The organism is Arthrobacter sp. CP30 (genome assembly GCF_053470025.1).
The window spans coordinates 18,205-31,396 of the sequence record NZ_JBQEMM010000002.1; the positions used below are offsets into that span (position 1 = coordinate 18,205).

The 13,192-nt window shown below is 65.0% G+C and carries 10 protein-coding genes and 2 tRNA genes; all 12 read left to right on the top strand.

What is annotated here, in order from left to right:
* Positions 1-186 precede the first annotated feature (186 nt).
* The 12 genes from dnaA (at position 187) to ACTIMO_RS03440 (ending at position 13,106) form a co-directional block, all read left to right on the top strand.
* Positions 187-1,647: a chromosomal replication initiator protein DnaA gene (gene dnaA, locus ACTIMO_RS03385; protein WP_082471166.1), complete on the top strand. Its 1,461-nt coding sequence runs from the start codon at positions 187-189 to the stop codon at positions 1,645-1,647.
* 475 nt (positions 1,648-2,122) lie between these two features.
* Positions 2,123-3,247 carry a DNA polymerase III subunit beta gene (gene dnaN / locus ACTIMO_RS03390; protein WP_448181495.1) on the top strand — a complete coding sequence of 375 codons (1,125 nt, stop codon included), beginning with the start codon at positions 2,123-2,125 and terminating at the stop codon, positions 3,245-3,247.
* Positions 3,248-3,311: 64 nt separating this feature from the next.
* Entirely contained in the window at positions 3,312-4,208 is an 897-nt protein-coding gene (gene gnd / locus ACTIMO_RS03395) for a phosphogluconate dehydrogenase (NAD(+)-dependent, decarboxylating) (protein ID WP_055766170.1), read from the top strand.
* 10 nt (positions 4,209-4,218) lie between these two features.
* Positions 4,219-5,436: a DNA replication/repair protein RecF gene (recF, locus tag ACTIMO_RS03400; RefSeq protein ID WP_055766167.1), complete on the top strand. Its 1,218-nt coding sequence runs from the start codon at positions 4,219-4,221 to the stop codon at positions 5,434-5,436.
* Positions 5,437-5,494: 58 nt separating this feature from the next.
* On the top strand, positions 5,495-6,043 hold the full coding sequence (locus tag ACTIMO_RS03405; RefSeq protein WP_055766164.1) for a DUF721 domain-containing protein: 549 nt from the start codon (positions 5,495-5,497) through the stop codon (positions 6,041-6,043).
* Positions 6,044-6,283: 240 nt separating this feature from the next.
* Entirely contained in the window at positions 6,284-8,311 is a 2,028-nt protein-coding gene (gene gyrB, locus ACTIMO_RS03410) for a DNA topoisomerase (ATP-hydrolyzing) subunit B (RefSeq protein WP_414826612.1), read from the top strand.
* Between the two features lie 139 nt (positions 8,312-8,450).
* Positions 8,451-11,120, top strand: coding sequence for a DNA gyrase subunit A (gene gyrA, locus ACTIMO_RS03415; RefSeq protein WP_448181496.1), 2,670 nt, complete (start codon positions 8,451-8,453; stop codon positions 11,118-11,120).
* Positions 11,117-11,653: a DUF3566 domain-containing protein gene (locus ACTIMO_RS03420; protein WP_055766154.1), complete on the top strand. Its 537-nt coding sequence runs from the start codon at positions 11,117-11,119 to the stop codon at positions 11,651-11,653. The genes gyrA and ACTIMO_RS03420 overlap by 4 nt, the downstream gene beginning before the upstream one ends.
* 87 nt (positions 11,654-11,740) lie before the next feature.
* A tRNA-Ile gene (locus ACTIMO_RS03425) sits at positions 11,741-11,814 on the top strand.
* Positions 11,815-11,852: 38 nt separating this feature from the next.
* On the top strand, positions 11,853-11,969 hold the full coding sequence (locus ACTIMO_RS03430; protein WP_235498625.1) for a DLW-39 family protein: 117 nt from the start codon (positions 11,853-11,855) through the stop codon (positions 11,967-11,969).
* A 42-nt stretch (positions 11,970-12,011) separates the two neighbouring features.
* Positions 12,012-12,084, top strand: a tRNA-Ala gene (locus tag ACTIMO_RS03435).
* A gap of 104 nt (positions 12,085-12,188) precedes the next feature.
* Positions 12,189-13,106, top strand: coding sequence for a DMT family transporter (locus ACTIMO_RS03440; protein ID WP_055766151.1), 918 nt, complete (start codon positions 12,189-12,191; stop codon positions 13,104-13,106).
* The last annotated feature ends 86 nt before the right edge of the window (positions 13,107-13,192 follow it).

Genomic DNA, 13,192 nt, shown 5'->3' on the forward strand with positions numbered 1-13,192 from the left:
GTGGACCATACTTCTCTACAACCTGTGGACAACCGGTACCCGACCAACAGTACACGGCCACTCCCGAGGCTCCCGTGAAGGTCTCCGCGCCCCCGTCCAGGCCCCGCAGGTCCGCTATCTTCTGTACTTTCCATCCTCTAGTCTTGCCATGGTCCGTTTATCCACGCCTTGTGTACAAGTCTGTGGATGACGGACCTTTTCGAGGGTGGACTGCAGAGCCAAGAGGGGTTTTCCGTGGGTACAGATGAGGTAAACGACGTCGGGAGTTCCTGGCGCAAAGTCATCCGGACCCTCGAGCAGGACGATCGTGTCACTCCCCGGCAGCGGGGCTTCATGGTGCTCGCCCAGGCCCAGGGGCTCATCGGCACCACCATGCTCATCGCTGTTCCGAACGAACTCACCCGTGAAGTCCTGCAGACGCAGTTGAAGAGTGCGCTCGACGAGGCCCTGCACGACGTCTTCCGTGAGGACATCCAGTGCGCCTTCGTCATCGATCCGGAGCTGACCCCCGTCAGGGAGGAGGAACCGGATCCCGAACCGGAGGAATCCTCCCCGGAACCCAAGGGCGAGACGAAGCCGTCACCGACGCCACCGAGCAACTCGCACGAGTTCGGCCGGCTGAACCCGAAATACATCTTCGACACCTTCGTCATCGGATCCTCCAACCGCTTCGCCCACGCTGCCGCCGTGGCCGTCGCCGAAGCACCGGCAAAGGCCTACAACCCCCTGTTCATCTATGGCGACTCGGGCCTCGGGAAGACACACCTCCTGCATGCCATCGGGCACTACGCCCGCCACCTGTACACGGGGATCAGGGTCAGGTACGTGAATTCGGAGGAGTTCACCAACGACTTCATCAACTCGATCCGGGACGACGAGGGGTCGAGCTTCAAGCAGACCTATCGCAACGTGGACATCCTCCTCATCGACGACATCCAGTTCCTCTCCGGCAAGGACCGGACGATGGAGGAGTTCTTCCACACCTTCAACGCGCTGCACAACCACAACAAGCAGGTCGTCATCACGTCGGACCTGCCGCCCAAGCAGCTGATCGGGTTCGAGGAGCGCATGCGGTCCCGCTTCGAATGGGGCCTGCTGACCGACATCCAGCCACCCGAGCTGGAGACCAGGATCGCGATCCTGCGGAAGAAAGCGATCAGCGACAGCCTGAGCGCACCCGACGACGTCCTTGAGTACATCGCCTCGAAGATCGCCACGAACATCCGGGAACTCGAGGGGGCCCTGATCCGGGTGACGGCGTTCGCCAGCCTGAACCGGCAGCAGGTCGACGTCAACCTGGCGGAGATCGTCCTCAAGGACCTCATCTCCGACGACGGCGCCCGGGAGATCACGTCGACGGTGATCATGGCGCAGACGGCTGATTACTTCCAGATCAGCCTGGAGGAACTGTGCAGCAAGTCGCGGACGCGCACCCTCGTCACGGCGCGGCAGATCGCGATGTACCTGTGTCGGGAGTTGACGGACATGTCGCTTCCGAAGATCGGTGCCGAACTCGGCGGTCGTGACCACACCACGGTCATCCACGCGGACCGGAAGATCCGTGAACTCATGGCCGAACGCCGTGCGATCTTCAATCAGGTCACGGAACTGACCAACCGGATCAAGCACAAACAACGCGAAGCCTGAGCACCGCGGACGAGTTCGGCCGCATCCCGTCAGTAATTAACAGGTGTGGACACAGCTGTGGATAAACCCCTCCCTCAGCACGGTCATCCTGAGGACAAACCCCCCTCGCCCTGTGGATCGCTGGAACTACAAGGATCTTGCCCACAGGGGACTCCTGCCGGCCGTTCCGCCGACCCACACCTTGTCCACAGGTCACTTCAGTGCAACCCCGCGGCCGCAGTGGGTTATCCACAGAATCCACAGCAGTTATTAACACTACGAACCTTAAACTTCAAAAGTTCTTCAGATAACATTCCACGTCCCGCTCCGCACCGATCCCCCGGACCTCCGCCCCGCTTCGCGGACCCGATGTCCGGCTAAGCTTTCACCCAGTAGGGTTGTAGTTCCCCGTGCCCGGGCCCCTCCGTGGACGACGTTGGACCCATCACCCGCCGGCTCCGCCGGTGGCTGTTTTTTTGAAAGGCGGCACTGCTCCGTGAAATTCAGAGTTGAGCGGGATGTACTGGCAGAGGCTGTCTCCTGGACCGCACGCTCGCTGTCTCCACGGCCGCCGGTGCCCGTTCTCGCAGGACTGCTGATCAAGGCCGAGGCAGGAACACTCAGTCTTGCGAGCTTCGACTACGAGATCTCCGCGCGTCTCGAGATCGCGGCCGATGTCCTGGAAGAAGGCACGATCCTCGTCTCAGGCCGACTCCTCGCCGACATCTGCCGTAGCCTTCCGTCCGCTCCCGTGGAGGTCGCCACCGACGGCTCCAAAGTCACCCTCACCTGTAGGAACAGCCGCTTCAACCTCGCCACCATGCCGGAGGGTGAGTACCCGGAGCTACCGAAACTCCCCGACGTCAGTGGTGTCGTCGACGGCGACGCGTTCGCCCAGGCCGTCTCCCAGGTGATCATCGCCGCCAGCCGTGATGACACCCTGCCCATCCTGACCGGCGTCCGCATGGAGATCGAGGACGATCTCATCACCCTGCTCGCAACGGACAGATACCGCCTGGCGCTCCGTGAAGTGTCCTGGAGACCGACCACTCCCGGAATCTCGACCAGCGCGCTCGTCAAGGCGAAGACACTCAACGAAGTAGCGAAGACACTCGGTGGGGCCGGAGACCTCAACATCGCCTTCTCTGCGGACTCGGAACTGATCGGCTTCGAATCAGGCGGTCGACGGACGACCTCGCTGCTCGTGGATGGCGACTACCCGAAGATCCGTTCGCTCTTCCCGGAGAAGACCCCGATCCACGCGACGGTCCAGACCAGCACGCTGGTCGAGGCTGTACGTCGTGTCTCCCTCGTCGCCGAGCGGAACACCCCGGTCCGTCTCGCGTTCACCGATGGTCAGGTCACGCTCGACGCCGGCACCGGCGAGGACGCACAGGCATCCGAGGCCATCGAAGCGACGTTGGACGGCGATGACATCACCGTCGCCTTCAACCCGCATTACCTGAGTGAGGGTCTGGGTGCCTTCAGCAGCCCGTATGTGCGTTTCTCCTTTACCTCACCTCCGAAGCCTGCGGTCATGTCCGCCCAGGATGACGTCACGGGTGAGGACAGGGAAGACTACAGGTACCTGCTGATGCCCGTGCGGCTTCCCAACCAGTAGGCCGCCCCCAGGCACAGCGATCGGCCCCACCCTCGGCCGAACTCACCGTCAGAAGGAGAATCTCATGCATATCGGCCTCATCGGACTCGGAAAAATGGGTTTCAACATGAGAGGTCGGTTGCGGGAGAAAGGCATCGAGGTCACCGGATTCGACCGGAGTCCGGACCGCACCGACGTGCCGAGCCTCGAAGAGCTCGTCGCGGCGCTCCCCATCCCGCGGATCATCTGGGTGATGGTTCCCGCGGGGCAGATCACCGACGCGGTGGTGAAGGACCTCTCCGAACTCCTGAGCCCGGGCGACCTGGTGATCGACGGCGGCAACTCGAAATTCACGGACGATCAGATCCACGCGACCCTGCTCGCGCAGAAAGGCGTCAGGTTCCTGGACTGCGGCGTATCCGGCGGGGTGTGGGGCCTGGAGAACGGCTACGGACTCATGGCCGGCGGCACCCAGGAGGACATCGAGCTCGCCATGCCGATCTTTGATGCGCTGCGTCCCGAGGGTGAGCGTTCCGAGAGCTTCGTCCACGTGGGGGACGTCGGTGCCGGTCACTACGCCAAGATGGTCCACAACGGGATCGAGTACGGACTCATGCAGTCGTACGCCGAGGGCTACGAGCTGCTCGAGGCCAAGGACATCGTCAAGGACGTCCACGGCACCTTCGCCGCATGGCAGAAAGGGACCGTCGTACGGTCCTGGCTCCTGGACCTCCTCGTCAAGGCGCTGCAGGAGGACCCGGGACTGTCCAGGATCGCCGGCTACGTCGAGGATTCGGGCGAGGGCCGCTGGACGGTCGAGGAAGCCATCGCCAACTCCGTCCCCGCACCCGCCATAACGGCCGCCCTGTTCGCCCGCTTCGCCTCACGGCAGGACGATGCACCGGCCATGAAAATGGTCGCAGCACTCCGCAACCAGTTCGGCGGCCACGCCGTGAAGCCCGCCCAGCCGACAGCGGAGTGAGTGGTGCCCGGTGTACGTTGAGCACCTCTCGCTCACCGGGTTCCGCAGCTACCCCCAGCTCGACGCGGAGATAGGCCCCGGGACGACGGTCTTCGTGGGACCGAACGGTGTCGGCAAGACCAACATCGTCGAGGCCGTAGGGTATCTGGCCTCGCTCTCCTCCCATCGGGTCAGTACCGACCGGCCCCTGATCTCCTTCGGCGAGGACAGGGCGATCATCCGCGGACGGCTGGTCCGTGGGGACCAGCGGACCACCGTCGAGGTGGAGATCAATGCCGAGACCGCGAACCGTGCCCGGATCAACCGTTCCAACCCGGTAAGGGCACGTGATGCCGCCGGGATCCTGAAGACCGTGCTCTTCGCACCGGAGGACCTCGCACTGGTGAAGGGAGACCCTTCCGGCCGACGACGGTATCTCGACGACGTCATGGTCTCCCTGCTTCCCCATCAGTCGGCCCTCCGCGCCGATTACGAGCGTGTCCTGAAACAGCGGAACGCCCTCCTGAAATCGGGCCGGACCGCCGGGCGGTTCTCGGCCGCCCACGAGTCGACCCTCGACGTCTGGGACCAGCACCTCGCCGAGGCGGGGGCACGCCTGCTGTCCGCTCGGCTGGTGCTCGTCGGGCAACTCCGACCGCTCGTCCAGCGGGCCTATGCGGAGTTGACGGACGGATCGAAGACCGCGGAGCTCGCCTATGCCTCGAGCGTCTCCGTCTCGCCGATGGGCGACTCCGGCGCCGACGACGACGTCCCGATCGCCGTACCCGGTGACGGGACGGAGAACACCCTGCGGGGGCTGGACGCCCCCGCACTGACCCAGCTGTTCGTGGATACCCTGCTGCGGCACCGGAAGAAGGAACTGGAGCGCGGACTCTCCCTCGTGGGACCGCATCGCGATGATCTCGGTTTGGTGCTCGGAGCCGTGCCCGCGAAGGGATACGCCTCCCATGGCGAGACCTGGTCCATGGCACTCGCCCTGAGGCTTGCCTCCTACTACCTGTTGTTGCAGGAGGACCGGACACCCGGGGGTGGTCCCGTCCTGATCCTCGACGACGTCTTCGCGGAGCTGGACGCCGAGCGGCGCCACAGGCTCGCATCGATCGTGGCGCCCGCCGAACAGGTGCTGGTGACCGCCGCCGTGGGCGACGACATCCCCGATGCACTGGTCGGTCGACAGATCCGCGTCGTGTCCGGCGGGATCGATGCAGGGGACGCCCGCCGTGCGTGACCCGGAGCCCGCTGACGATCCCGAGAACATATTGCCGTCGGCATATTCCGATACAGGTATGTCTCTCGGTGATCGCGGCGCTTCGGCCGATGTCGGTCCGGGCGTTGGATTCCCTGAACAGGATGCCCCCCAGGCACTGCTCAATCGCCTGCGGAACGCCTCCGCTTCGCGTGGTACTCCTCGCGAGGCCTCCACACGGAAACCGGCGAAGACGGCCCGGAGGCGCTGGTCCCCGGACCCGGTCTACGGAGGGCGTGATCCGGAGGGACTGGGGAACGTCTTCTCCCGCATGCTCGCCGAGCGGGGGTGGAGGTCTCCGGTCGCCGTCGGATCGGTCCTCTCACGCTGGGACGAGATCGTCGGTGCGGACATCGCGGCCCACTGCGTGCCGGAGAGTTTCGACGCGGACACGGTCCTCGTGAGATGCGATTCGACGGCCTGGGCCACACAGTTGCGCCTCATCACGCCGCAGGTCCTGCAGCGGTTCGAGGCGGAGCTGGGGCCCGGGGTCGTCACGCGCCTCTCCGTCGTCGGGCCGGCAGCGCCCAGCTGGCGCAAGGGCGGGCGGACCGTGAAGGGCCGCGGCCCGCGCGACACCTACGGATGACACGCGGCGAGTTCTGCGTCCTCTGAGCGGGCTGTAGGGCAATCGGGGGTGCCTCACCGGTATCGGTCCTCACGGGACGACCCGCTGTTCGCTCTGACGCCCGTTCAGTGGCCGATGAGGGCCTGTTCGTGCGCGATTGTAGCCCTCCTCAGGGTAGAATGGGGTGAGATTGTTGTTGTCCACCCAGTTGAGGAGCCGTTTGCGCCTGTGGCACACGAGAACGAGTTGAACGCAAGTGATGTGGTAATCGGCGAGGGTGAGTCCCCGATCCTGGAGGCAGCGACGGAGCACGCGTACGGCGCGAGCGAGATCACGGTCCTCGAGGGCCTGGAAGCCGTGCGGAAGCGGCCTGGGATGTACATCGGCTCGACGGGTCCGCGGGGGCTCCACCACCTCGTGTACGAAGTGGTGGACAACTCCGTCGATGAGGCACTGGCCGGGTACTGCGACCACATCGAGGTCACCCTGCAGGCCGACGGCGGCGTGAAGGTCGTGGACAACGGCCGCGGGATCCCCGTGGACATGCACCCTACGGAGGGTCGTCCGACCGTCGAGGTCGTCATGACCATCCTGCACGCCGGCGGGAAGTTCGGCGGCGGCGGCTACGCCGTCTCCGGTGGTCTGCACGGCGTCGGCATCTCCGTGGTCAATGCGCTGTCGAAGCGCGTCGAGACCGAGGTTCGGCGCCAGGGACACGTCTGGCGCCAGACCTTCGCGGACGGTGGGAAGCCCGTCGGCGAGCTGCGCAAGGGCGAGGAGACGAACGAGACGGGGACCACGCAGACGTTCTACCCGGATGCTTCGATCTTCGAGACGACCGAGTTCGACTTCGAAACCCTCCGGGCGCGCTTCCAGCAGATGGCCTTCCTCAACAAGGGCCTCCGTATCACCCTCACGGACGAGCACGCCGACGAGGTCGAGGACGAGGTCACCGCCGAGACCGGCGAGGACGCCACGCCGAAGCACCGCGAGGTCCAGTACCTGTACGAGAACGGCCTGCTCGACTACGTGCAGCACCTGAACTCGTCGAAGCGCGTCGAGGTGGTCCATCCCGATGTGATCGCGTTCGACACGGAGACCGCTGACCGCACCATGTCCGTGGAGATCGCTCTCCAGTGGACCTCGGCGTATTCCGAGAGCGTCCACACGTACGCCAACACGATCAACACGCACGAGGGCGGGACGCACGAAGAGGGCTTCCGTGCTGCCATGACCACCCTGATCAACCGGTACGCGCGCGAGAAGAACATCATCAAGGAGAAGGACGACAACCTCACGGGTGACGACATCCGCGAGGGCCTGACGGCTGTCATCTCCGTCAAGCTCTCCGAGCCCCAGTTCGAGGGCCAGACCAAGACCAAGCTCGGGAACTCCGAGGTGAAGGGGTTCGTCCAGCGCGTGGTCACGGATCAGCTCGGGGACTGGCTGGAGCGCAACCCCGGCCCGGCCCGTGACGTCATCCGCAAGTCGATCCAGGCTTCCCAGGCACGGCTCGCTGCCCGGAAGGCACGGGAGTCCACACGGCGGAAGGGGCTCCTCGAGTCCGGCGGTATGCCGGGCAAGCTCAAGGACTGCCAGTCCAAGGACCCGTCGCGGTCCGAGATCTACATCGTGGAGGGTGACTCGGCAGGCGGTTCCGCGGTCCGGGGGCGCAATCCCGAGACCCAGGCCATCCTGCCGTTGCGCGGGAAGATCCTCAACGTCGAGCGTGCGCGCCTCGACAGGGCGCTCGGCAACAGTGAGGTCCAGGCGATGATCACCGCGTTCGGCGCCGGTATCGGTGAGGACTTCGATGTCGCGAAGGCCAGATACCACAAGATCGTGCTCATGGCCGATGCCGATGTCGACGGGCAGCACATCACCACCCTGCTCCTCACCCTGCTCTTCCGCTACATGCGCCCGCTGATCGAGAACGGGTTCGTCTACCTCGCGCAGCCGCCCCTGTACCGGATCAAATGGTCCAACGCGAAGCACGACTACGTCTTCAGCGACCGGGAGCGCGACGAGGTCATCAAGATGGGCCTGGCGCGGAACCAGCGTCTCCCGAAGGACAACGGGATCCAGCGGTACAAGGGTCTCGGCGAGATGGACTACACAGAACTGTGGGACACCACCATGGATCCTGATCACCGGACGCTGCTGCAGGTGACCATGGACGACGCCGCCGCAGCCGACCAGGTGTTCTCGGTGCTCATGGGCGAGGACGTCGAATCGCGACGCAACTTCATCCAGCAGAACGCCAAGGACGTGCGTTTCCTCGATATCTGACGGGTCGCACCGGCGTTCTGCCGGCGCAACGACCTTCGCTCGTTCCTCGCGAAGATCACAGCGCCTCCACGGAACGCCGGGCCACCCTCGCTCGGATTCGCCAGTACTGCGGGTAAAACATGACGAACGGAACTGATTCATGAGTGACGACATCACCGGCAACGGACCGGACGAGCCCATCGAGGGTGAGGTCCTGACGGACCGCGTGGAGCAGGTCGACCTGCAGACGGAGATGCAGCGGTCCTACCTGGACTACGCCATGGCCGTCATCGTCGGCCGGGCCCTGCCCGACGTCCGGGACGGACTCAAGCCCGTCCACCGTCGCGTGCTCTACGCGATGTTCGACGGTGGCTACCGGCCGGACCGTTCGTTCAACAAGTGTGCCCGCGTGGTCGGTGAGGTCATGGGGCAGTACCACCCCCATGGCGACTCCGCGATCTACGACGCCCTCGTCCGGCTCATCCAGGACTGGACCATGCGGTATCCGTTGGCGCTCGGGCAGGGCAACTTCGGTTCGCCGGGCAACGACGGCGCCGCCGCGCCGCGGTACACCGAGACGAAGATGGCGCCGCTCGCCATGGAGATGGTCCGCGACATCGACGAGGAGACCGTCGACTTCCAGGACAACTACGACGGCAAGAACCAGGAACCGACGATCCTCCCGTCACGGTTCCCGAACCTGCTCGTCAACGGGTCTTCGGGGATCGCCGTCGGCATGGCCACCAACATCCCGCCGCACAACCTGCGCGAGGTCGCGGATGGCGTGCAGTGGTATCTGGAGAACCCCGAGGCATCGAAGGAGGAACTGCTCGAAGCGCTGATCGCCCGGATCAAGGGCCCCGATTTCCCGACCGGTGCGCAGATCCTCGGTCACAAGGGCATCGAGGACGCCTACCGGACCGGCCGCGGCTCCATCACGATGCGCGCCGTCGTCAATGTCGAGGAGATCCAGAACCGCACCTGCCTCGTCGTCACGGAACTTCCCTACCAGGCCAACCCGGACAATCTCGCCATCAAGATCGCCGAGCTGGTCAAGGACGGCAAGGTCAGCGGGATCGCGGACCTGCGGGACGAGACGTCGGGCCGTACGGGGCAGCGCCTCGTGATCGTGCTCAAGCGCGACGCCGTGGCGAAGGTGGTCCTGAACAACCTCTACAAGCACACGCAGCTGCAGGACAACTTCAGCGCCAACATGCTGGCCATCGTCGATGATGTGCCGCGCACGCTGAGCCTCGACGCCTTCATCCGGCACTGGGTGACGCACCAGCTCGAGGTCATCGTCCGTCGCACGCGGTACAGGCTGCGCAAGGCCGAGGAGGAGGCGCACATCCTCCGCGGGCTGCTCAAGGCACTCGATGCGCTGGACGAGGTCATCGCCTTGATCCGTGCGTCGTCGACCACCGAGGAGGCCAGGGACGGACTCATGGGTCTGCTCTCGATCGACGAGCTCCAGGCCACGGCGATCCTGAACATGCAGCTCCGCCGCCTCGCGGCCCTGGAACGGCAGAAGATCCAGGACCGCCATGCGGAACTCGAACAGATGATCACCGAGTTCAACCGGATCCTCGCCTCCGAGGACGTCCAGCGCGGGATCGTCAGCACCGAGCTGTCGGAGATCGTCGCCAAGTTCGGTGACGACCGCCGCACGGAGATCCTCATGGGCTATGACGGTGACATGAGCATGGAGGACCTGATCCCCGAGGAGGAGATGGTCGTCACCATCACCCGCGGTGGATACGTCAAGCGCACGCGCAGCGACAACTACCGTCAGCAGGCGCGCGGCGGCAAGGGGATCAGGGGAGCCCAGCTGCGAGGTGACGACGTCGTCGAGCACTTCTTCGTCACCACGACGCACCACTGGCTCCTGTTCTTCACCAACCTCGGCCGCGTCTACCGCGCCAAGGCGTACGAACTGGTCGAGGCCGCGCGGGATGCCAAGGGTCAGCACGTGGCGAACCTCCTGGCCTTCCAGCCCGACGAGACGATCGCGCAGGTGCTGGACCTCCGGGACTACCAGCAGTCGCCCTACCTGGTGCTGGCCACCAAGCGCGGACTCGTCAAGAAGACGCGGCTCGAGGACTACGACACCAACCGGACGGCCGGCGTGATCGCCATCAACCTCCGGGACAACGACGAACTCGTCTCGGCGCAGCTCGTCTCCGGGGACGATGACATCATGCTGGTTTCCCGCAAGGGTCAGTCGCTGCGGTTCACGGCGGACGACGACGCCCTGCGGCCCATGGGACGTGCCACCTCCGGAGTGACCGGCATGAAGTTCCGCGATGACGACGACCTGCTCGCAGCCAACGTCGTGAGCGACGACTCCTTCGTGTTCATCGTGACCGAGGGAGGATTCGCCAAGCGGACGAAGGTCGAGGACTACCGCGTGCAGGGCCGCGGAGGCCTCGGGATCAAGGTCGCCAAGCTGGCCGAGGAGCGCGGTGACCTCGTCGGTGCCCTCGTCGTCCAGGAGGAGGACGAGGTCCTCGTGGTCATGGGTGGCGGCAAGGTGGTGCGTTCGGCCGTGGCGGGTGTTCCCGCGAAGGGCCGCGACACCATGGGGGTCATCTTTGCGAAGCCGGACAAGACCGACCGCATCATCGCCGTCGCGAGGAACAGTGAGCGGAGCGTCGCGGTGGAGGAAGGGTTGGTCGACGATCCGTCCGAGGCGAGTCCCGATGTCGACGTGATCGATACGGTGACGCCCCAGGAGGAACCTGCGCAGTTCACAGCCGATGAAGTACGGTTGTCGACAGAGGAAACGGCTGAGCCTGACGCTGAGTCGCCCGAACACGGAGGTAGCGAGTGAGCTCGGCCAACACCAACCCGCGCTCGTCGAGCGGACAAGTCCGCACGTCCGGGGCGCCGCCACGGGTGAACGCCCCGGCGCGTCCGACACAGCGTCCAGCCTCCGCAGGCAGCCAGCAGAGCAGGCCGCCGCAGCGTCCCGGGTTGGTCAGGCCGGCCCCGAAGGCCAAGGCCCGCAAGGCTCGGCTCCTCGTCAGCAAGGTGGATCCCTGGTCCGTCCTCAAGATGTCCTTCCTGCTCTCGGTCGCGCTCGGTATCGTCACCGTCGTGGCGTCCTTCGTGATCTGGACCGTCCTCGACCTGACCGGGATCTTCGACGGCGTGAACGAGTTGCTGCGTGAGATCGCCGGCTCGGAGAGCGGTGGGTTCGATCTGCGGCAGTTCGCTTCGCTACCCCAGGTGCTGTCCTTCGCGACCATCATCGCGGTGGTGAACGTGGTGCTCCTGACGGCACTCGCCATGCTCTCGGCCGTGCTCTACAACATCTCCTCGACGCTGGTCGGTGGCATCGGTGTGACCCTGACCGACGACTGAAGTACCGGCCTCTTCGGACCCCCGGGTGCGATTTGAAGAATGCCGAGACACTACTGTAAAGTCGTATCTCGGCCCGAAGAGGTATCGGGGCGTATAGCTCAGGCGGTTAGAGCGCTTCGCTGATAACGAAGAGGTCCCAGGTTCAAGTCCTGGTACGCCCACGGATCCACCACTCGCAGGGAACTGCAAGGAGATTGTCGTGAAGAAGGTGCTGATCGCAGCAGCAGCTGCAGCCGGTCTTCTCGTGTACAAGCGCTGGCAGGATTCGGAGAAGAGCAAGAGTGTCTGGAGCAACGCGACGGACGATGTGATGTAGAACCGCCGGAGGGCGCGACCGTAGAGGTCCACACTCCGATTCGGGGGCATGGCGCAATTGGTAGCGCACCTGCTTTGCAAGCAGGGGGTTCGGGGTTCGAGTCCCCGTGCCTCCACCGAAGGAAAGTCCCGGTCCATGACCGGGACTTTCTGCGTGGAGGGGTCAGGAGCGACGGAGCATGCGGTCATCGGAGCACGTCCGGTGCCATAGTGTTGCCGGGTGATCATCTTCCTCTCGATCCTGGGCGTGATCGGTGTGTCCGCATCCGGCCCGATCATGGCCGCTACGGCGGCGCCCGTCCTCGCCATCGCGTTCTGGCGGAACCTGATCGGCGCGGTCCTCATGGGTGGCCCTGCTGCCGTCTCGAAGCGGGCGGAGTTCGCCGCACTGCGGGGTCCCGACGTGCGTCGGCTCACGATCGCAGCTGTCGCCCTCGCTCTCCACTTCGTCTGCTTCATCTCCGCCCTCAAGCTCACCTCGGTAGCGGCCGCCACCGCCCTCGTGTGCCTGCAGGTCGCGTGGATTGCCCTGTTCAACGCCCTGCTCGGCTCCCGGCCGCAGGGCGCCGTCGTCGCCGGGCTGGGCGTCGCATTCCTCGGCGTCGTGATCATCACCGGCTTCGATCTCTCCCTGTCTCGGGACGCCCTGCTGGGTGACCTCCTGGCGCTGGCAGGAGGAGCACTCGCAGCCGTCTACCAGATGGCCGGCGCAGCAGCCCGGAAGACCATGTCCACGGGAACCTACACCAGCCTCTGCTATGGTGCCTGCGCCGTGATCCTCCTGGTCCTGTGCGCAGTCACGGCGCAGCCGGTCACAGGGTTCAGTCCAGGTGCGTGGGCGGGAATCCTGGGGGTGACCCTCATGGCGCAGATCATGGGTCACTCGGTCTTCAACCACTTGCTGGCCGTGATGAGTCCCCTGGTCGTCTCCATGATCATCCTGCTCGAGATTCCCGGTGCCGCCTTCCTCGCCGCTGTATTCCTGGACGAGAAACTACCCGCAGGGACGTATGGCGGGCTCGTCCTGATCCTCGTGGGGTTGGCGGTGGTCATCAGAGGTCAGCAACGACGCCGGGGGCGTCGTCCGGTCTCCGGATCGACCATCGAGACGCAGCCTCCCGCACTCGGCGGTGATTAGTGTCCGACCTATTTATGTCCAAGAAGGAATGTAACGGAAGGGCACGAAAAAGCCCCCGGGTCTGACCGGGGGCTTCTGCGTGGTGG

What these genes read in the sequence shown, in the direction of transcription:
- dnaA (WP_082471166.1), top strand. Translation starts at nt 187, where the DNA reads ATGACGGACCTTTTCGAGGGTGGACTGCAGAGCCAAGAGGGGTTTTCC.
- gnd (WP_055766170.1), top strand. Translation starts at nt 3,312, where the DNA reads ATGCATATCGGCCTCATCGGACTCGGAAAAATGGGTTTCAACATGAGA.
- ACTIMO_RS03405 (WP_055766164.1), top strand. Translation starts at nt 5,495, where the DNA reads ATGTCTCTCGGTGATCGCGGCGCTTCGGCCGATGTCGGTCCGGGCGTT.
- gyrA (WP_448181496.1), top strand. Translation starts at nt 8,451, where the DNA reads ATGAGTGACGACATCACCGGCAACGGACCGGACGAGCCCATCGAGGGT.